Source organism: Streptomyces sp. NPDC107517 (assembly GCF_055582645.1).
This window is the reverse complement of sequence record NZ_JBVJPM010000001.1, coordinates 677,041-695,145: the sequence shown is the minus strand read 5'-3', so window position 1 is coordinate 695,145 and position 18,105 is coordinate 677,041. Positions and strand designations below refer to the sequence as shown.

The 18,105-nt window shown below is 72.0% G+C and carries 15 protein-coding genes and 1 tRNA gene; 6 read left to right on the top strand and 10 right to left on the bottom strand.

What is annotated here, in order from left to right:
* Window positions 1-10: 10 nt before the first annotated feature.
* Genes ACZ67T_RS02975 through ACZ67T_RS02965 form a run of 3 tightly spaced genes read right to left on the bottom strand, consistent with a single transcriptional unit; the run spans window position 11 to window position 3,180 of the window.
* Window positions 11-898, bottom strand: coding sequence for an HpcH/HpaI aldolase/citrate lyase family protein (locus ACZ67T_RS02975; protein WP_469981206.1), 888 nt, complete (start codon window positions 896-898; stop codon window positions 11-13).
* Window positions 895-1,788, bottom strand: a complete 894-nt coding sequence (locus ACZ67T_RS02970) for an HTD2 family dehydratase (RefSeq protein ID WP_469981205.1) — start codon at window positions 1,786-1,788, stop codon at window positions 895-897. The genes ACZ67T_RS02975 and ACZ67T_RS02970 overlap by 4 nt, the downstream gene beginning before the upstream one ends.
* A gap of 6 nt (window positions 1,789-1,794) precedes the next feature.
* Entirely contained in the window at window positions 1,795-3,180 is a 1,386-nt protein-coding gene (locus ACZ67T_RS02965; RefSeq protein WP_469981204.1) for an MFS transporter, read from the bottom strand.
* Between the two features lie 282 nt (window positions 3,181-3,462).
* On the opposite strand from ACZ67T_RS02965, the gene ACZ67T_RS02960 reads away from it, so the two are divergent.
* The 4 genes from ACZ67T_RS02960 to ACZ67T_RS02945 all read left to right on the top strand — a co-directional run bounded on the left by ACZ67T_RS02960 (window position 3,463) and on the right by ACZ67T_RS02945 (window position 7,908).
* Window positions 3,463-4,668, top strand: coding sequence for an MmgE/PrpD family protein (locus ACZ67T_RS02960; protein WP_469981203.1), 1,206 nt, complete (start codon window positions 3,463-3,465; stop codon window positions 4,666-4,668).
* Window positions 4,665-5,897, top strand: a complete 1,233-nt coding sequence (locus tag ACZ67T_RS02955) for a CaiB/BaiF CoA transferase family protein (RefSeq protein WP_383662043.1) — start codon at window positions 4,665-4,667, stop codon at window positions 5,895-5,897. Before ACZ67T_RS02960 ends, ACZ67T_RS02955 begins: the two co-directional genes overlap by 4 nt.
* Entirely contained in the window at window positions 5,894-7,060 is a 1,167-nt protein-coding gene (locus tag ACZ67T_RS02950) for an acyl-CoA dehydrogenase family protein (RefSeq protein ID WP_469981202.1), read from the top strand. The genes ACZ67T_RS02955 and ACZ67T_RS02950 overlap by 4 nt, the downstream gene beginning before the upstream one ends.
* A 104-nt stretch (window positions 7,061-7,164) precedes the next feature.
* The gene (locus tag ACZ67T_RS02945; protein WP_469981201.1) at window positions 7,165-7,908 is read left to right on the top strand and encodes a GntR family transcriptional regulator; all 744 of its coding nucleotides are present in this window, start codon (window positions 7,165-7,167) and stop codon (window positions 7,906-7,908) included.
* 77 nt (window positions 7,909-7,985) lie between these two features.
* Here ACZ67T_RS02945 and ACZ67T_RS02940 read toward each other — a convergent pair whose 3' ends face one another.
* Window positions 7,986-9,953, bottom strand: coding sequence for an oxidoreductase (locus tag ACZ67T_RS02940; RefSeq protein WP_469981200.1), 1,968 nt, complete (start codon window positions 9,951-9,953; stop codon window positions 7,986-7,988).
* Between the two features lie 61 nt (window positions 9,954-10,014).
* Window positions 10,015-10,623: a TetR/AcrR family transcriptional regulator gene (locus tag ACZ67T_RS02935; RefSeq protein ID WP_469981199.1), complete on the bottom strand. Its 609-nt coding sequence runs from the start codon at window positions 10,621-10,623 to the stop codon at window positions 10,015-10,017.
* Between the two features lie 168 nt (window positions 10,624-10,791).
* On the opposite strand from ACZ67T_RS02935, the gene ACZ67T_RS02930 reads away from it, so the two are divergent.
* Window positions 10,792-12,258 carry an APC family permease gene (locus ACZ67T_RS02930; RefSeq protein ID WP_469981198.1) on the top strand — a complete coding sequence of 489 codons (1,467 nt, stop codon included), beginning with the start codon at window positions 10,792-10,794 and terminating at the stop codon, window positions 12,256-12,258.
* Here the strand turns inward: ACZ67T_RS02930 and ACZ67T_RS02925 are convergent.
* The 3 genes from ACZ67T_RS02925 to ACZ67T_RS02915 form a co-directional block, all read right to left on the bottom strand.
* Window positions 12,204-12,932: a Mut7-C RNAse domain-containing protein gene (locus ACZ67T_RS02925; protein ID WP_469981197.1), complete on the bottom strand. Its 729-nt coding sequence runs from the start codon at window positions 12,930-12,932 to the stop codon at window positions 12,204-12,206. The two genes, ACZ67T_RS02930 and ACZ67T_RS02925, sit on opposite strands and share 55 nt — an antisense overlap.
* Before the next feature lie 94 nt (window positions 12,933-13,026).
* Window positions 13,027-13,554, bottom strand: coding sequence for a hypothetical protein (locus tag ACZ67T_RS02920; RefSeq protein WP_469981196.1), 528 nt, complete (start codon window positions 13,552-13,554; stop codon window positions 13,027-13,029).
* 287 nt (window positions 13,555-13,841) lie between these two features.
* Window positions 13,842-13,929 (bottom strand) — tRNA-Leu (locus ACZ67T_RS02915).
* A gap of 142 nt (window positions 13,930-14,071) precedes the next feature.
* On the opposite strand from ACZ67T_RS02915, the gene ACZ67T_RS02910 reads away from it, so the two are divergent.
* A complete protein-coding gene (locus tag ACZ67T_RS02910; RefSeq protein ID WP_469981195.1) occupies window positions 14,072-15,409 on the top strand; it encodes a DUF2254 domain-containing protein in 1,338 nt (445 codons plus the stop codon).
* Window positions 15,410-15,526: 117 nt separating this feature from the next.
* Here the strand turns inward: ACZ67T_RS02910 and ACZ67T_RS02905 are convergent, their stop codons facing one another.
* Both ACZ67T_RS02905 and sucD read right to left on the bottom strand, forming a co-directional pair.
* Complete coding sequence (locus ACZ67T_RS02905; RefSeq protein ID WP_469981194.1) at window positions 15,527-17,116, bottom strand: aldehyde dehydrogenase family protein; 1,590 nt, start codon at window positions 17,114-17,116, stop codon at window positions 15,527-15,529.
* A gap of 109 nt (window positions 17,117-17,225) precedes the next feature.
* Window positions 17,226-18,104 (bottom strand): succinate--CoA ligase subunit alpha, encoded by an 879-nt coding sequence (gene sucD, locus ACZ67T_RS02900; protein ID WP_469981193.1) that lies wholly within the window; start codon window positions 18,102-18,104, stop codon window positions 17,226-17,228.
* Window position 18,105 lies beyond the last annotated feature (1 nt).

Sequence of the window (18,105 nt, the reverse complement as noted above, 5' to 3'; positions counted from 1 at the left end):
CCGCGGGCCATCACGCCGTCCCACCCACGGACTGCACCCCGAGCAGCCGTCGTGCCCGCTCCTGCACCGGCCGGTCGACCATCACGCCGTCGACGGCCGACACCGCGTCGCCCGCGGCGAGCACTTTCCTGGCCCAGGCCAGTTCCTCGTCCGTCGGTGAGAATCCCGCGGTCACCGCCGGGAGTTGCTTCGGGTGGACGCACAGTTTGCCTCCGAAGCCGAGCCGTCGGGCGTGCCGCAGGTCCTGCGCGAGCGCGTCGGCGTCGTCGAGCGCGGTGGTGACGCCGTCCAGCGGGGGCGCGACACCGGCGGCGGCGCACGCCATGACCAGCCGGGACCGCGCGTACGCCAGCGCCAGGGTGTCGTCGTGGCGCACGCCGAGCTCGGTGGCGAGGTCGACGCTGCCGAACGCCGCGCGGACGACGCCGGGCGCGCAGCACACGTCGAGGGCGCGCTCGATCCCGGCCGCCGTCTCCACGAGCGGGATCACGGCACAGACCTCCGCGATCCGTGCGATCACGTCGGGGTCCTCGGCCTTGGGCAGCATCACCGGACAGCCGAACGCGGTGACGAGGTCCAGGTCGGCGTCCCACCAGGGAGTGCCGGGCGCGTTGATCCGCACCACCGCGTCCCCGCCCCGCGCGAGCCAGTCGGCGGCGTGCCGGCGGGCCGCGTCCTTGCCGTCCGGCGCGACGGCGTCCTCCAGGTCGATGATCACGGCGTCGGCCCCGGCCGCGGCCGCCTTCTCGAACCGGTCGGGGCGGTGCCCCGGGACGAAGAGCAGGGTGCGGGCGGCGGCGATGCGGGCGCGGTCCCGGCCGAGGCGTCCGGGGTCGGCGAGTTCGGGACGCGTGGGGTCGCCGTTCGCAGGTTCGACGGTGGTGTGCTCGGCGCTCACGCGAACGTCACCTCCGCCGTCGCATGCCGCTCGTCGCGGCGTGTGGCGATCCGCAGTCCGGCCGATCCTCCGTCGTCCGCCACCTCGCCCAGCGCGCACACCTGCTCGCCCGCGAACACGGGCTTGCGCAGCCGGTACGAGAGCGTGCGGATCTCGCGCTCCGGGGCCTCACGGCGGGCGAGTTCCAGCATCAGCTGGACGAGGAGCGGCCCGTGGACGACGAGCCCCGGGTAACCCTCGACGTCGCGGACGTACGGCTCGTCGTAGTGAATGCGGTGGGCGTTCGCGGTCAGGGCGCTGTAGCGGAACAGCAGGGTCGGCGAGGGGCGCAGGATCAACTGCCAGTCGGCAGCGGACGGTTCGGCCTCGCCGAGGTCCAGGCCGAAGCCCCCGCTCCGCCGCTCGTCCTCGCCGACTCGGTACACGAGGTCCTGCTCCTCCGTGACCCTGATCTTCCCTTCCTGTGCGATTTCATGACGGACTGTCACGAACGCCATCTCGCCGGTGCGGCCGCGCTTGATCTCGACCTTGGCGAGGGAACTCGTACGCCGGGCAGGCACGCCCACCCGCAGCGGCGCGGTGAACTCCGCGCGGCCGCCGGCGAACATGCGCCTGCGGTCCGGCAGGGGCGGCAGGAAGTGGCCGTGCGCGGGGTGTCCGTCGGCCCCCAGGTCCCGCTGTGCGGGCCATTCGAGGAAGTGCAGCCAGTGCCACAGCGGCGGCAGCGCCTCCCCCTCGCCGGCCACGGTCGTCTCCTGGTCGAGGACCTGACTCAGGGCTGCGACGGGCGCGGCGGCGACGGGATCATCGAGGCTCACGGGCGCCGGGGACCAGGCGTCCAGATACCGGGCAAGCCCGAACTCGCCCTGCGTTGCGTCTGGTTGAGACATGTGCGCTCATTCTCCGATGCGTTGCGTAACAGGTGCGGCGGGCGCCACCGGGGCAGCCGCCGCGTCGTGCAGGGTCTCCAGCGACCGGCCGCGGGTGTCGACTCCGAAGAAGAACACGGTGGCCGTGGCGACCAGCCAGCATCCCGCGATGAACACGAACACGGCGACGTAGCCGAGTCCCGGCGTGGTGTAGATCGCCGCGACGACGAGCGGCGCGATGACATTGCCGATGCGGCCCACGCCGTTGCCGAGCCCGGCGCCCGCCGTCCGCAGGCGGGTCGGGAACACCTCGGGGGTGTACGAGTAGAGCACCGCGATGAATGTCTGGCTGAGCGCGGCGACGAGCGTGCCGAACACGACGACGGCCACGACGGACGAGCTGAGCCCGTACCCGATGCCGAGCACCGCGACCACGAGACCGAGCACCACGGCGAGGTGCTTGCGCGGGTAGCGGTCGATGAACGGCCAGGCGAGGAACGCGCCGGGCACCGCCCCGATGGTGGTGACCGCGGACATCGTCATGCTCTTGGCGAAGTCCTGGCCGTGGTCGGCGAGCAGTGTCGGCACCCAGGACTGGAACCCGTAGAAGCCGACGAGCCCGAAGAGCCACAGGACCATCAGGGCCACGGTGTTGCGCCGCTGGCCCGGGGCGAAGAGTTCGGTGAAGCGGGGCCGGTCGGCCGGGGCGGGCGGCGCCGCGAGCGCGTCGGCGGACGGCTCCCAGTCGGGCACGAAGGCGCGCGTGACCTGCACGGCTTCGGTGGTCCGGCCGCGCGCGAGGAGCCAGCGCGGCGACTCGGGCAGGCGTATCAGGAGCGGTACGAGCAGGATGCCGAGGGCTCCGATGACGAAGAGGGCACGCCAGCCGCCGGGGTCGTCGGCGGTCAGGCCGCGGGCCGTGAACGCCACGACGGGGATGCCGATGAGGCCGGTGCCGAGCGCCGTCGCCTGGGCGCGGCCGCGGCGTGCGGCGGGGGTGACCTCGGAGAGGTAGGTGATCGCGACGGAGGTCATGGCGCCGAGTCCGAACCCGGTCGCGAAGCGGGCGGCGGCCATCGCGCCGACCCCGGTGACCAGTGCGTTGACCACGGAGGCCGCGGAGAAGAGCACCACGGACCCCGCCATGACCCGCCGCCGGCCCGCGAGGTCGGCGAACCGGCCGCCGAGGATCGCGCCGGCCGCCATGCCGGCGAAGGCCAGGGCGGTGACGAACGCGATGTCGTCGACGGTGAAGAGGTGCGCCCGGCGGATGGCGGGCGCGGCGAACGCGAACGTGTTCAGGTCGGCGAGGTCGAAGAAGAACATGGCGCTGACAGTGAGCAGCACCCGCCGGTGCAGGGCACCGTGGCGGGCACCGCTGAGCGCGGCGAGCAGGGGATGCGCATCGCCCATGCGAGACCTCCGGGGGACGGGCGGCCGGTCAGCCGGTGGACAGGTGGATGGCCAGGTACCTGGACGGGTGGCTGGACAGACCGGTTGATGTGGCCGCCTCAATGGTGGATTGTGCCGTACAAAACGCGGCCCAGCGTCCGCCCCGCCGGGCGTCCAGTCAACCCCCCTGGGGTGAAGTTGCATGTGAAAGCTTTAAGTTGCCCTGCGGTGGCGGCATTGACGGGCCCATCATTTGGCCGTACAAAGTAACCACGCAGTGCAGGACCTGTACGAAGGGAAGCCATGCCGGCCATCGCGGAATCGCTCGCCGAGTGGGCGTACGGATACGAACCCGACGCCGAGGACCTGGCGCTCGCCCGCCGCTCCCTCCTGGACACGGTCGCGGTCACGCTCGCCGCGCGCGACCACCCGGTGAGTGCGCTGGCGGCCGAGCTGCCGGACGCGGCTCGCTGGGCCGCGGTCGGGCACGTCCTCGACTTCGACGACCTGCACATCGAGTCCACGACACACATCAGTGTGGTGATCGTCCCCGCGGTCCTCGCGGCGGGCGGCGACGCGCGCGCCTATCTGGCCGGGGCCGGCGTGATGGCCCGGCTCGGCACGCTGCTCGGCTGGTCGCACTACGCGGCAGGCTGGCACGCCACCTGCACGGCGGGCGCCCCCGCGGCGGCCGTCGCGGCGGGCGTCGCCTGGGGCCTCACGCCCGAGCGGCTCGCGACGGCCATGGCGCTCGCGGTGCCCGGCGCGAGCGGGGTCCAGGCCGCGTTCGGCACCCATAGCAAGTCCCTCCAGGTCGGCTTCGCGGCCGAGGCGGGGGTGCGGGCGGCGCGCCTCGCCCGCGCCGGCGCCACGGCCGACCCGCGGGCGGTCGACGCGTGGCTGGAGCTGGTGGGCGCTCAGGGCGCGGCGCCGCAGACCGGCGGCCCCGCCGTGCCCGGCGGCCTCGCCATCAAGATGTTCCCCTGCTGCTACGCGATGCAGCGCCCGATCGCGGCGCTGCGCGACCTGCGCGCCGAGTGCGGCCCCGACGACGTCACGGCCGTGCGCGTCACCACCCCGGGGGCCACGGTCCACCCCCTCATCCACGACGACCCGGACACCGGCCTCGAAGGCAAGTTCAGCCTCCCGTACGCGGTGGCGACGGCCCTGCTCGACGGGTTCCCCGGCTTCGGCGCCTTCACGGACGACGCGGTGGGCCGGCCCGAGGCGCGGCGCCTGATGGCCACCGTCGGGACGGAGCGCACCGAGGGCGGTGCCGGGCTCCTCGACGGCGAGGTCGACCTCGCGGTGACGCTCACCGACGGCCGGGTCCTGCGGTCCTCCCTCGCCCATCCCCCCGGCTCGCCCCGGCGTCCGCCCACGGACGAGGAGCTGGCGGAGAAGTTCGCCGCGTGCGGAAGCGACGTACCCGCTCTGATCGAGGACACGACCTGGGAGTCGGCCCGTGCCCTGCTCCTCACCGAACTTCCCGGGAAGGACCCCGCATGACCGAGCCGCTCCCCCTCGAAGGCATCACGGTCGTCAGCCTGGAACAGGCCGTCGCCGCGCCCTTCGCCACCCGCCAGCTCGCCGACCTCGGCGCCCGCGTCATCAAGGTCGAGCGCCCCGGCGGCGGCGACTTCGCCCGCCGCTACGACACCACGGTGCACGGCCAGGCCAGCTATTTCGTGTGGCTCAACCGCTCCAAGGAGTCCCTCACCCTGGACCTCAAGTCGCAGGAGGGCCGGGACATCCTGGAGGAACTCCTCGCGGACGCGGACGTGTTCGTCCAGAACCTCGCCCCGGGCGCCGCCGACCGCATGGACCTCGGCCCGGCCGCGCTCCAGGCCCGCCACCCGCGTCTCATCCCGTGCACGATCAGCGGGTACGGCACCAGCGGATCCTGGTCGCAGCGCAAGGCGTACGACCTGCTCGTGCAGTGCCAGACGGGGCTGCTCTCCATCACGGGCTCGCCCGACGAACCCGCCCGCGTCGGCATCTCCGTCGCCGACATCTCGGCGGGCATGTACGCCTACAGCGGCGTCCTCTCCGCCCTCTACACGCGGGCCACCACCGGACGCGCGCCCGCCGTCGAGGTCTCCCTCTTCGAGGCGCTCGCCGAGTGGATGAGCCAGCCCGCCTACTACACGCGCTACGGCGGTACGCAGCCGCCGCGCATCGGCGCCCAGCACGCCACGATCGCGCCCTACGGCCCGTTCACCGCCTCCGACGGGAAGGAGGTGCTGCTCTCCATCCAGAACGAGCGCGAGTGGCAGGCCCTGTGCACCACGGTCCTCGGCCGTCCCGAACTCACCGACGACCCCCGCATGGCCACCGGCGCCGACCGCGTCGCCCACCGCGACGAGGTCAACGCGGCCGTCTCCGCGCGCTTCGCCGAGCTCGGCAGCGAGGACGCCATGGCACTGCTCGACAAGGCCGGCATCGCCAACGCGGGTGTGAACTCCATCGCCGAGTTCCTCGCCCACCCGGCCCTCGCCGAGCGCGACCGGTGGCGCGACATCGCGGTGCCGGGCGCACAGGGACCCGTACAAGCACTGCTTCCCCCGGCCGACCTCTCCGGCGTCACCCCTCGGATGGACCCCGTGCCCGCCGCGGGAGAGCACACCGAACAGATCCTCAGCGCCCTCGGCCGCAGCGCCGCCGACATCGAGCGGCTGCGCGCGCAGGGCGTCATCGACACCACGCACGACCACGAGCAAGGAGCGTCCGCGAAGTGAGCACCCTCGACACCCTCTCCTCCGACGAACAGCTGATCGTCGAGACCGTGCGCGACTTCGTGGACCGCGAGGTCAAGCCGGTCGTAAGGGAGTTGGAGCACGCCAACACCTATCCCGAGGCGCTCATCGAGCAGATGAAGGACCTCGGCATCTTCGGCCTCGCCATCCCCGAGGAGTACGGCGGCACGCCCGTCTCCACGCCCTGCTACGTGCTGATCACGGAGGAACTGGCGCGCGGCTGGATGAGCCTCGCCGGTGCCATGGGCGGCCACACCGTCGTCTCCAAGCTGCTGCTCCACTTCGGCACCGACGAGCAGAAGAACCGCTACCTGCCGAAGATGGCGACCGGCGAGATCCGCTCGACGATGGCCCTCACCGAGCCGGGCGGCGGCTCCGACCTCCAGGCGATGCGCACGGTCGCGCGGCGCGACGGGGACTCGTACGTCGTCAACGGCGGCAAGACCTGGATCACCAACTCCCGCCGCTCGCAGCTGATCGCACTGCTGTGCAAGACGGACCCGGCGGCCGAGCCGAAGCACCGCGGCATCTCCATTCTGCTCGCCGAGCACGGCCCGGGGCTCACCGTCTCGCGCGACCTGCCGAAGCTCGGCTACAAGGGCGTCGAGAGCTGTGAGCTGACCTTCGACGACTACCGCGTCCCGGCCGGCGCGCTGCTCGGCGGCGTCGAGGGCAAGGGCTTCGGGCAGATGATGAAGGGCCTGGAGACGGGCCGCCTCCAGGTCGCCTCGCGCGCGCTCGGTGTCGGCAGGGCCGCGTTCGAGGACGCGCTGCGCTACGCGCAGGAGCGCGAGACGTTCGGCGAGCCCATCTACAAGCACCAGTCGATCGGCAACTACCTGGCCGACATGGCGACTTCGCTCACCGCGGCGCGCCAGCTGACCCTGTACGCCGCCCGCGAGGCGGACGCGGGCCGCCGCGTCGACATGGAGGCGGGCATGGCCAAGCTCTTCGCGTCGGAGACGGCCATGGAGATCGCCCTGAACGCGGTCCGTATCCACGGCGGCTACGGCTACTCGACCGAGTTCGACGTCGAGCGCTACTTCCGCGACGCGCCCCTGATGATCGTCGGCGAGGGCACCAACGAGATCCAGCGCAACGTCATCGTGCGCCAGCTGGTCTCCCGGGGCGGTCTGGACGCCTGACCTGCGCACCGTCTTGTACGGCCATTAGACTCACGGCACAGGCAGGGCGGTGAACGGCAGACATGACGCGTACGACACGCACAGAGCGGACGAGGGGGACACCGATGGCGGCCCCCGGGCGTGACAGTGCCTATGTACGCCTCGCGCGCGAGCTGCGCGAGGCGATCCTGCGGCACGACTACCCCGAGGGGGTGCGGCTGCCCACCGAGGCGGAGCTCGCCGCCTCCCACGGGCTCAGCCGGCAGACCGTGCGGCGCGCCTTCCAGGACCTGGTCACGGAGGGTCTGGTGCACCGGGTCCCGGGGCGCGGCACGTTCGCGGCGCCCCGCGAGGAGCAGTATCTGCGGCAGTTCGGCTCGGTCGAGGACCTCATGGCGCTGTCCCTCGACACGACGATGCGCCTCGTGTCGCCGCTGCGCCGCCGGGTCGACGTCGACGCGGCGGGCCGGCTGCGGGTCGGCTCCGACCGCGTGGACCACCTCTCGTTCCTGCGGCTGCACGAGGACACCCCGTTCTGCCTGACGACGGTGCATCTGCCGCCGGACGTGGGCGCGCTCGTCGCGGACCGCCCGGAGCTGACGGAGGCGGGCACCGACAGTCGCGTCACCGTCATCGGCCTCCTCGACGGCCGCCTGCCCGAGCCGATCGCGGAGGCGGAGCAGTCCGTGACGGTCGCCCTCGCCTCGGCCGAGGTGGCGGCGCACCTGGACTGCCCGCCGCAGCATCCGCTGCTCCGCATCGACCGCCTCTACCTGTCGGCGTCGGGCCGCCCGGTCGAGCTGGCCGTCAGCCACTTCCTTCCGGAGCACTACTCGTACCGGGTGCGGCTGCGCCGCAATCCGCGCTGAGGCACGCACGGCGGCCGACGGCCAGGGGTGTCTGGGGTCTCTTCGGTGTCTGGGATGTCTGGCGTGTCTGAGGTGTCTCAGAGCGACGACGCCGCCGTCAGCCCCTCCAGCACCGCTTCCTCCACGGTCCGCGGCGACACGCAGTCCCCCGCCATCAGGACCTCGCCGACCTGTCCGCGCGCCAGACCGGCGAGCTCACCCACGGGATCGTGCCCCTGGGCGAGGACGAGAGCCGCGACCCCTTCGATGATCACCGGCTCCTCGGTGAGGGTGTGCTGGAAGTACGCCGTGTCGGCGTCGGCGCCGTAGGGGCGCACCGTCGGCACGGTCTCGACCCCGGCCCGCGCCGCCTCCGCGAGCATGGACGCGCGTACGTACTGCTGAAGATGCTCACCCGCACCGAATCCGGTCGTGCACAGCGTCACTTTCCGTCCCTGCCCCGCGAGTTGGACGGCCACGCCGATCCCGATCCAGTCGCCGCGCCAGTCCGCGACGACGATCCGGCCCCTGGGGACGTCGGCGGTGCCGCGGACGACGTCCCAGGCGTCCAGGACGACGGGGTCGTCGAGGAGTTCGAGCGCGGGCCGGCGCGGGACCGCTCCGGTCGCGACGATGAGCGTGTCCGCCTGTTCACGGTCGAGGAGTTCGGCGTCGACGCGGGACCCGGTGACGATCCGCGCCCCGGCACGCCGCGCCTCGCCCTCCAGGTTCGTGATCGCACCGCCGAACTCGGCTCGCCCCGGCAGGAGTTGGGCGAGCAGCACCTGTCCGCCGACGCGCCGCCCCGCCTCGTGCAGGGTGACGTCGTGCCCACGGGACGCGGCCACGGCGGCGGCCTTGAGCCCGGCCGGTCCGCCGCCGGCGACGAGGACCTTCCGGCGCCTGGTGGGCAGGGGCAGCCGTGTGAACCGGCGCTCCCTGCCGGTCTCGGGGTGCTGGATGCAGGAGATCGGGTAGCCGCGCTGGAAGTGGCCGATGCAGGCCTGGTTGCAGCCGATGCACGCCCGGATCTCCTCCGTGCGGCCGTCGCTCGCCTTGCCCGGCATGTCGGGGTCGCAGATCAGGGCGCGGGTCATGGCACACGCGTCGGCCTGGCCCTCCTTGATGATCTGCTCCGCCTCCTGGGGCTGGTTGACGCGTCCGGCGACCATGACCGGAACGTCGACCGCCGCCCGCACACGCGCCGCGAGCGGGGCGGTGTACCCCGCGGGCTGCGTCATCGGGGGCGCGATGTGCACGGCGCCGGAGACCGTCGCCGACGACCCGGCGCAGACGCTCACATAGTCGACGAGACCCTCGCGGTCCAGCCGGGCGGCTGCCTCGACGGCGAGCCCGGCGGTGAGGCCGTCATGGCTCAACTCGTCGCCGGAGATGCGCAGTCCGGCCACGAAGCCGGACCCGGTGTGCTCCCGCACCGACACGAGGGCCTCGCGCAGGAACCGCAGCCGGCCCTCCGCGTCACCCCCGTACCCGTCCGTGCGCACGTTGACCTGCGGGTTGAGGAACTGGGCCGGCAGGTAGCCGTGGCTGGCGACCACCTCCACGCCGTCGAGCCCGGCGGCGCGCAACCGGCGCGCGGCCTGTCCGTACCCGTCGACGACTTCACGTATCTCGGCCTCGGTCATGGCCCGCGGCATCACGTGGAAGCGCTCGCTGGGCGTCGCCGACGCCGACCAGGCGACCGGTGCGGAGCCGTCGCGCGACTCGAGGATCTCGCGCCCGGGGTGGAAGAGCTGCCCGAAGGCCTTGGCGCCGTGCCGGTGCGCGGCCTCGGCGAGCCGCCGGTACCCCTCGACACACGAGTCGTCCGTGGCCATCAGCACATGCGTCGTGTACCGCGCCGTCTCGTGAACTCCCGCCACCTGCACGACGATGAGCCCGACGCCGCCCTCGGCGCGCGCCTCGTGGTAGGCGACCAGATCGTCGGTGACCTGCCCGCCCTCGACGAGGACCGTGTCATGGCCGGAGGACAGGACGCGGTTCTTCAGGGTCACGCCGCCGATGGCGAGCGGGCTGAACAGGTGCGGGAATGCGGTCGACGTCATGGCGCGGTGCCTCCTGTGAACTGCGGCTCGGATCAGTCGGGTCGAGAGGGAGAGGAACAGCTCAGTCGCGTACGCCGAGGACCGAGCGGGCGGTGGCGAGGATGACGGCGGCGTAGCCCTCCGCCCCCATGCCGCTGCCCGACGCCACGGCCATGTCGCAGCCGTCGACGGCGGCGAGCACGGACCGCACCGCGACATCGGTGGGCACGACGGGCGCGAACTTCCCTGCCGCGACGCCGGATTCGGCGATGCCCACGACGAGCTCGCGCCAGTCCTCGTGGGCGCGGCGCACCCCGTCGCGCAGCTCGGGCCTGCGGGCGGCGCTCGCGCAGAACTCGGTCCAGGTCGCGCACCGCCTCTGGAGGTCGGGGTCGTCGGCCAGTTCGCGGACGAGGAGTTCGAAGCGGCGCCACGGGTCGGGCTCGGCGGACGCGCCCTTGCGCCAGCGGGCGATGAGTTCGCCGATCGACCACTCGAAGGCCTCGCGGAACAGCAGGTCGCGGGTGTCGAAGTAGTGCTGGAGCAGGCCGATGGACACGCCGGCGCCGCGCGCCACGTCCCTCATGCGCGCCGCGTCGAAGCCGCGTTCGGCCATGACCAGGGCGGCCGCCCGCAGGATCCGCTCGCGCTGCACCTCGCCCGCGTCGCCACCGTTCTCCTTCTCCCCCATGCCCGCCCCTCGTCTCCCCGTCGGTCTCTCCGGAATTGGCCATTGCCTGACCCCTATCCGGGCCAACAATAACGAATTATTGTGACCGCCGACACACCCCGGCGGCACCCACTTTCCGCCGCGCGGAACCTTCTCCCGTCAGTCCCCCGACCGAGACAGGTGGCCCTCTTGAGCCAACAGCTGCACAAGTCCCTGACCTGGCGCGACGGCCTCGCCATCGCCATGGTGATCCCGAACGGCCTGCTCCTGACGGTGGGTTACACCGTGGGCGCGATCGGAGGCTGGACGGCGATCACCATCTGGTGCGTCGGGGCGCTCGTCGCGTTCGCGCAGAACATGCTGTTCGCCGAGACCGCCGCGATGTTCCCCGGCATGTCCGGCGGCATCAGCAGATACGCCACCGAGGGCTGGAAGCGCTACTTCGCCCCGCTGGGCGCCGTGGCGTCGTACGGGTACTGGATCGGCTGGTCGTTCAGCATCGCGGTCAACGGCGCGGCGATCGGCCACCTCATCACCGCCCAGTGGTTCCCGCACGCCCCGTCGCTCCCGTTCCCCGGCCACCGCATCGGCCTCCCGGAAGCGCTCGCGGTCCTGGCGATCGCCGGCGGCTGGGCCTGCAACTACTTCGGCGCACGGCTGGCCGCGAGCGTCTCCAAGGCCGTCGCGGCCCTGGTGATGTGCGGCCTCGCGGTGGTCGTCATCGCCCCGTTCCTGCGTCCGGGCAGCTGGGACGCGTCACGTCTGACCTGGTACCACGGCGGCAGCTGGATGACGCTGATCGTGTGGTTCTACGTCACGGCCTGGACGACGTACGGCACGGAGATCTGCGCGTCGTTCGCCCCCGAGTACCGCGACACGGCGCGCGACACGGCGAAGGCCCTGCGGCTGACGTCCCTCATCTCGCTCGGCGTCTTCTTCGTCGTCCCGCTCGCGACGGTCGGCAGCGTCGGCGAGGCGACGCTGCGCTCGGACCCGGTGGGCGCGTTCGCCACCGCGTTCACCCAGGCGCTCGGCGGCTTCTCCGACGTCGGCGTCCTCATCCTGATCGTCTCGATGTTCTTCGGCATGGTGTCGTGCACGGCCGACGGGGGCCGGGCGCTGTACGGCCTGGCGCGCGAGGGCATGACCGTGAAGCAGCTCGACAAGGTGAACCGCTGGGGTGTGCCGGGCCGCGCCCTCACCCTGGACGCGCTCGTCAACGCGGCGATCGTCGTCCTGCTCGGCGAGCCCCTGAGCATCCTCATCGCCAGCAACTTCGGCTATCTGGTGGCCATGACCCTCGCCGTCGCAGGCTTCCTGCTCCTGCGCAAGGACCGCCCCGACTGGCCCCGCCCGATCCGCCGCGCCCGCGCCTGGATCCCGGTGGCCTGGGTCCTCGTGGTGTTCAACGTCGTGATCGTCTCGGTGGGCGTCACGCATCCGTCCCTCGCGGGCTACGGCGGCGCCACGGAGTCCTTCCTCGCCGTCGGCATCCTGCTGATCTCGGTGGTGCTGTACGTGTACCGAAGGGTGGTCCAGGACGGGCAGCGCATCGCCTGGCGCATCGAACCGCCCCTGATGCCGGAGGACGAAGCGGCCCCTCAGCCCCCGAACTCGGCGACGGCCCGCCCCACGATCCGCTCCAGCCGGTCGTGATGGGCGCCCCGCCAGTACACCCGCTCGCACGCGCCGCACTGCGCGAACACGTCGTACGTGCCGCGCGTCCCGCCTTGAAGCAGGTCGGCGACGTCCTCTTTACGGGCTTCCTTCAGCAGTCCGTTGCACGCGGTGCACCGGGTCCAGGGGTGCAGCTCGGGCGTGAACCGGCCGAGCACGTCACGTAGTTGCTCGTCGGGCCGGTCGCTGTAGACGTACGCGCCGGCCCACAGCTCACGCCGCCGCAGCAGCCCCCGGTCCCGGCTGAGCATGACGCGCCGCTCGGCGGCGGAGCGGGCCGCGAGGGCGGCGTCGCCGATGTCCGTGGACTCGTAAGCGGCGTCGACCCCGAGCAGCCTCAACCGCCGCGCCAGCGTGCCGAGATGGACATCGAGCAGGAACCGCAGGGGCGCTCCGCCGACGCGCTGCGGCCGGACCACGGCCCGCACCTCGACCCGCTCCCCGCCCACGGGAATGTGCCCGACGGCCACCTCGCGCCCGTCGACGACGAGCCCCCCGACCTCCGTCAGGGGCACGCCCAGCGACTCGATCACGTGCCCCAGCGTGGACACGCCGTCGGTGACGAGCGGGACGGCCGCGCCTCCGCGCCGCACATGCGGAACGAACAGCTCCAACTCGGGCACGACGCTGACGAGGATCTCCGGTCCGTTCACCGGATCAGGATGCCATGGGCGCCGGGGCGGGGACCTGGGGTTTTCCCCTCGCACACGGCGGGGTCCGCCGCACGCCGAACCTGAGCCGACCGCGTCAGCAGCCGCGCGCCCTCGGCTCGAACTTCACGCGCGCGTGCTCGTCCTTCTTCCGGACCTCGCTGTACGTGGCGGGGCCGACCCGGAACCAGAGGTCGTCCTTGGCGGCCTTCCCGTTCACGTCGTCGAGCCGCACGCACCACCGCTCGGTCCGCAGGACGCGGGTGTACGTCTCGCTGCCCTTGCGGACCTTGTGGCACTGCTTGTAGTGCTCGGTGGTGTACCAGGTACGCGTCTTCTTACGCTTACCGCTGCCGCTGCGCGAGGTGTGCTTGACCTTCCGGGTGGCCGGATCGCACTCCTTGACCATGTGGGCGCGGGTGCCCTTGACGGTCTTGCGCGGGAGATGCCGGACGGCGTCGTAGAGACCGCGCACCTGATCGGAATGCGGCTTCGAGTACCCACCACCCTTGCCACCCCCCTTGCCACCACCGTGGCCCGCCCCCTTGTCCGCACCACCGCCGCACGCACTCAGAACGGCCACGAGCATCACGGTCAGGCCGACGAGCACCGGGCGCTGTTTCACGGACTTTTCCCCTCATTGATCACTGAAAGCCATGCTCACGCCAATGGCAGCGGCCAGCGTAGCCGACCGTCACACACGACTTCCGGGCGCGGTGCCCGCGCCACACTCCGCCTGGACGGGCCGACTTACGCCACGTTCACCCCGCACGAACCAGCAGCGAGACGAATGCCGTTGCCGCAACGTGACCAGGACGACCACGTCCCCTGGCCGGAGGGCTCGGCGGGATGCCCAAATGTGTCCAGAAACGCAAAAGACCCCAGATGAACTGGGGTCTTAGCTGATTTAGCTGGTGTCCGAGGGGGGACTTGAACCCCCACGCCCGATAAAGGGCACTAGCACCTCAAGCTAGCGCGTCTGCCATTCCGCCACCCGGACTAGGTGTCTGTCGCCCGGCCGGGGTGTTCCCCGCGGCGACATGGATAACAATACCAAGGTTTCGGAGTGCCTTTCACCTGCGTATCCGTCCCCTCGGCGGCACCTCCGAGGGGTCGGGAGCGGGGCCGCCTACAGTCTCACCATGAGTAGCGAGTCGGTTACCGGAATGCGTGCGCGGCCGCGGCGGCCGCGCGCTCTGTCGCCGTTTCGGGAGCACCTTCGGGACACCTTCTGGTTCGCGCCGACCGGGGCCATGGTCGGGATCGTCGTCGTGTGGTTCCTGGCCAGTGAGCTCGACACCGCCATCGTCGACGCCCTCCGCAATGCCGGCGAGTACGACGCCATCTCCCAGCTGCAGAACATCGCCGACGACGCCCAGACGGTCGTGAGCACCGTCAGCTCCGCGATGATGACTTTCATCGGTGTCGTCTTCAGCATCTCGCTCGTGGCGCTCCAGATGGCGAGCGGACAGCTCAGCCCACGGGTGGTGCGGATCTTCATCCGGAGCCGGATCACGAAGGCGACGTTCGCCGTCTTTCTCGCGACCTTCCTCCTGTCGCTGCTGGTGCTGACCTCGTACGAGAGCGAGCCGGACCCGAAGCTCGTCACGTCCGTGCCCGTCGTGCAGTCCGTGGTCACCCTCTTCATGGTCGGGCTCAGCCTGCTGCTTTTCGTGATGTACGTGAACGCGACGCTGCGGATGATGCGCGTGGGCTACGTGATCGACCGGGTGACGACGGAGGCTTTCAAGGTCGTGGCCCGGATGCCGGTGGACGTCAGGGGTGCCGGCGCTGTGGACGAGCTGGGGCCCGAGACCGGGCGCGTCGTTCACCAGGGGCGGGCCGGTGTGCTGCGTGACGTCAATATCGCCCGGCTCGTCCGCGCCGCCCGGCACCGGCCCGGCGTCACCCTGCGGCTCCTCTCCCGCACCGGCGACTTCGTGGTGCCCGGTACGCCCGTCCTCGCCGTGCACGGCGGGCCTCCGCCGGCCCTGCGGGCGCTGCGTTACACCGTCCACGTCGGCGTCGAGCGCGCCTTCCACCAGGATCTCGGGTTCGGGCTGCGGCAGCTCGCCGACATCGCGCTGCGCGCACTCTCCCCCGCCGTGAACGATCCGACGACCGCCGTGCAGGCCCTCGACCGGATCGTTCAGTTCCTCGCCGCCGTGGCGGACCGGCCGCTCGACTCGTTGCGGTACCCGGACCGGCGCGGCACGGTGCGGCTGGTTCAGCCGCTTCCCGGATGGGAGGAGCTTGTCGATCTCGGGTTCTCGGAGATCCGGGGGTGTGCGGTCGGCAGTCCTCAGGTGTCGCGGCGCATGCTGGCCGGGCTCGACGATCTGCTGCTGCTCGCGCCCGAGGAGCGGCGCGAGCCTCTGCTGCGGCACCGGGAGCTGCTGACCGCGGCCGTGGAGCGGGCCGTGCCCGAGTCCGCCGACCGCGCTTTCGCGCTCCGGCCCGACCGGGCGGGAATCGGATAGGCATCGGGCAGGGACCGGGGCAGTGGCACCGCGCCGGCAGCGCCGCCCACCCCCGTCGCCCGGCCCCACCCGATGCCACTCACCTCGGCCCCGGCCCCGGCCCCGGCCCCCGAAGGGCTACGGCATCAAGTGGTAATCCGGGAAGTTGCCCGGCAGCCGTTCCCCCTCCGGGCCCCTCGTCACCGCCCGCACCAGCAGTTCGCCGCCCACGAACGCGCCCCGCCACGATGCTCCGAAGCCGCCGAACAGTTCGTCCCTGTCACCGCGCGAGCGCGGCTTGCCACAGCCTGTCTTGAAGGCGCGGATCTGGGGGGCGAGGCGGTCGTACGTCGTGTCGTCGTCCGTGGAGAGGGTGGCGACCAGCGCGCCGTTGGAGGCGTTCATCGCGGCGAGCAGCTCCGCCTCCGTGTCGACCAGGACGATCGTGTCGACAGGGCCGAACGGTTCGGCGTGATGGAGGGGTGAGGAGGGGGGTGGGCTCAGGAGCGTGACGGGGTGGACGTACGCGCTCGTGTCCTGACCGGGCAGGAAACGGGCGGGGTCCGGGGCGCCGCGGTGCAGCGGCACGGCGCCGCGGTCGATGGCCTCCGTGACCTGGTCGGTGAGCTCCTTCGCCTTGGCCGCGTTGACCAGCGGGCCGAAGTCGAGCTGGGGGTAGGGGTCTTGTGGGTTCGCCACTGCCAGGGGGTGGCCGATGCGCAGGGTGCGTACGGCCGGGAGGTACGCGGTGAGGAAGTCGTCGAACAGGCTGCGCTGGACGACGAAGCGCGGGTACGCGGTGCAGCGCTGCTTGCCGTAGTCGAAGAGCTTGGGGATCACCGCGGAGAGCTTGTCCCAGTCGGAGTAGTTCCAGATGCCCCAGGTGTTGAGGCCCTCCTGTTCGAGGATGTGGCGCTTGCCGAGGTCGGCGACGGCCGTGGCGACGGCGGCGCCGGTGTCGCGGCCGCCGACGAACGAGACGCAGCCGATCTCGGGCGCTCGCACCAGCGCTTCGGAGAGTTCGCCTCCGCTGCCGCTGACGAGGGTGACGGGAATGCCCTCGCGGGCGGCGAGTGCGCAGGCCAGGGTGAGGCAGGCGACGCCGCCGTCGGTGGGGGTCTTGGCGATGACCGCGTTGCCGGCGAGTGCCTGGATCAGGACGGCGTGCACGAGGACGCTCATCGGGTAGTTCCAGCTGGCGATGTTCGAGACGGGGCCGTCGAGCGGGGCGCGGCCCTCGACCATGGGCTCGATGCCGTCGACGTACCAGCGCACCCCGTCGATGGCGCGGTCGACGTCGGCCTGGGCGAGGCGCCAGGGCTTGCCGATCTCCCAGACGAGGAGGAGCGCGAGGAGTTCGCGGTGCTGGGTGAGGGCGTCGAGGGTGGCGCCGACACGGGCGCGGCGCTCGTCGAGCGGGATGTGCCGCCAGGCGCGGTGCTGGTCGAGGGAGGCACGCACCGCCTGGTGGGCGGTGGCGGCGTCGAGGCGGGGCGGTCCGGCGATGGGGCTGCCGTCGACGGGGGTACTGGCGGGCAGCGCGCGGCCGTCGGCCTGCCAGGTGCCGTTCCACAGGTTGAGTACGCGGTCGTCGCGGAACGCCTCGGGGGCGACGGCGAGGCAGCGCTGCCAGGCGTCGTGCCAGGAGGTGCCGGCCTTGAGGGTGGTCGCGACGGGGGCGTCCGGGCCGGAGGTGCGGTCAGTGGGATTGCCTGGGTTGTTTGCCATTTCGGGTTCTCCGCTCACGGTGCACAGTCGGGGCGGGGGGTGCATGGCTGGTGCGGTGGGGAGTGGGGAGGTTGCCCGGTGGGCTCGCTCCCCACTCCCGGTGCAGGCGTCAGTCCGTCAGGCGGTCGAGTACCAGGCGGGCCGTCTCCGTCGGGGTGGAGCCGACGCGGACCCCGGCCGCTTCCAGAGCCTCCTTCTTGGCCTGCGCCGTGCCGGAGGAGCCCGAGACGATCGCGCCCGCGTGCCCCATGGTCTTGCCCTCGGGGGCGGTGAACCCGGCGATGTAGGCGACGACGGGCTTGGTGACGTGGTCGCGGACGTAGGCCGCGGCGCGCTCCTCCGCGTCGCCGCCGATCTCCCCGATGAGGACGATCAGGTCGGTGTCCGGGTCGGCCTGGAACGCGGCGAGACAGTCGATGTGCGTCGTGCCGATGACGGGGTCGCCGCCGATGCCGACGCAGGTGGAGAAGCCGATGTCGCGCAGTTCGTACATGAGCTGGTAGGTGAGGGTGCCCGACTTGGAGACGAGGCCGATGCGGCCCGCCTTGGTGATGTCGGCGGGGATGATGCCGGCGTTGGACTGGCCGGGGGTGATCAGGCCGGGGCAGTTGGGGCCGATGATGCGGGTGCCCTTCGCGGCGGCGTACGCGTGGAAGGTCACGGCGTCGTGTACGGGGATGCCCTCCGTGATGACGACCGCCAGCGGAATGCCCGCGTCGGCGGCCTCCGTGACGGCCGCCTTGGCGAAGACGGGCGGCACGAAGACCACGGTGACGTCGGCGCCGGTCGCCGCGATGCCCTCGGCGACGGAGCCGAAGACCGGGACGGCGCGGTCGTCGAAGTCGACGCTCCGGCCCGCCTTGCGCGGATTGACACCGCCCACGACGTTCGTGCCGGCGGCGAGCATGCGCCGGGTGTGCTTCATGCCCTCGGCGCCGGTCATGCCCTGGACGAGGACCTTGCTCTCCTTGGTCAGGTAGATCGCCATG

Coding starts and splice junctions, on each gene's coding strand:
- ACZ67T_RS02970 (WP_469981205.1), bottom strand. CDS start 1,788: ATGTCTCAACCAGACGCAACGCAGGGCGAGTTCGGGCTTGCCCGGTAT.
- ACZ67T_RS02965 (WP_469981204.1), bottom strand. CDS start 3,180: ATGGGCGATGCGCATCCCCTGCTCGCCGCGCTCAGCGGTGCCCGCCAC.
- ACZ67T_RS02960 (WP_469981203.1), top strand. CDS start 3,463: ATGCCGGCCATCGCGGAATCGCTCGCCGAGTGGGCGTACGGATACGAA.
- ACZ67T_RS02955 (WP_383662043.1), top strand. CDS start 4,665: ATGACCGAGCCGCTCCCCCTCGAAGGCATCACGGTCGTCAGCCTGGAA.
- ACZ67T_RS02945 (WP_469981201.1), top strand. CDS start 7,165: ATGGCGGCCCCCGGGCGTGACAGTGCCTATGTACGCCTCGCGCGCGAG.
- ACZ67T_RS02940 (WP_469981200.1), bottom strand. CDS start 9,953: ATGACGTCGACCGCATTCCCGCACCTGTTCAGCCCGCTCGCCATCGGC.
- ACZ67T_RS02935 (WP_469981199.1), bottom strand. CDS start 10,623: ATGGGGGAGAAGGAGAACGGTGGCGACGCGGGCGAGGTGCAGCGCGAG.
- ACZ67T_RS02910 (WP_469981195.1), top strand. CDS start 14,072: ATGAGTAGCGAGTCGGTTACCGGAATGCGTGCGCGGCCGCGGCGGCCG.
- ACZ67T_RS02905 (WP_469981194.1), bottom strand. CDS start 17,116: ATGGCAAACAACCCAGGCAATCCCACTGACCGCACCTCCGGCCCGGAC.
- sucD (WP_469981193.1), bottom strand. CDS start 18,104: ATGGCGATCTACCTGACCAAGGAGAGCAAGGTCCTCGTCCAGGGCATG.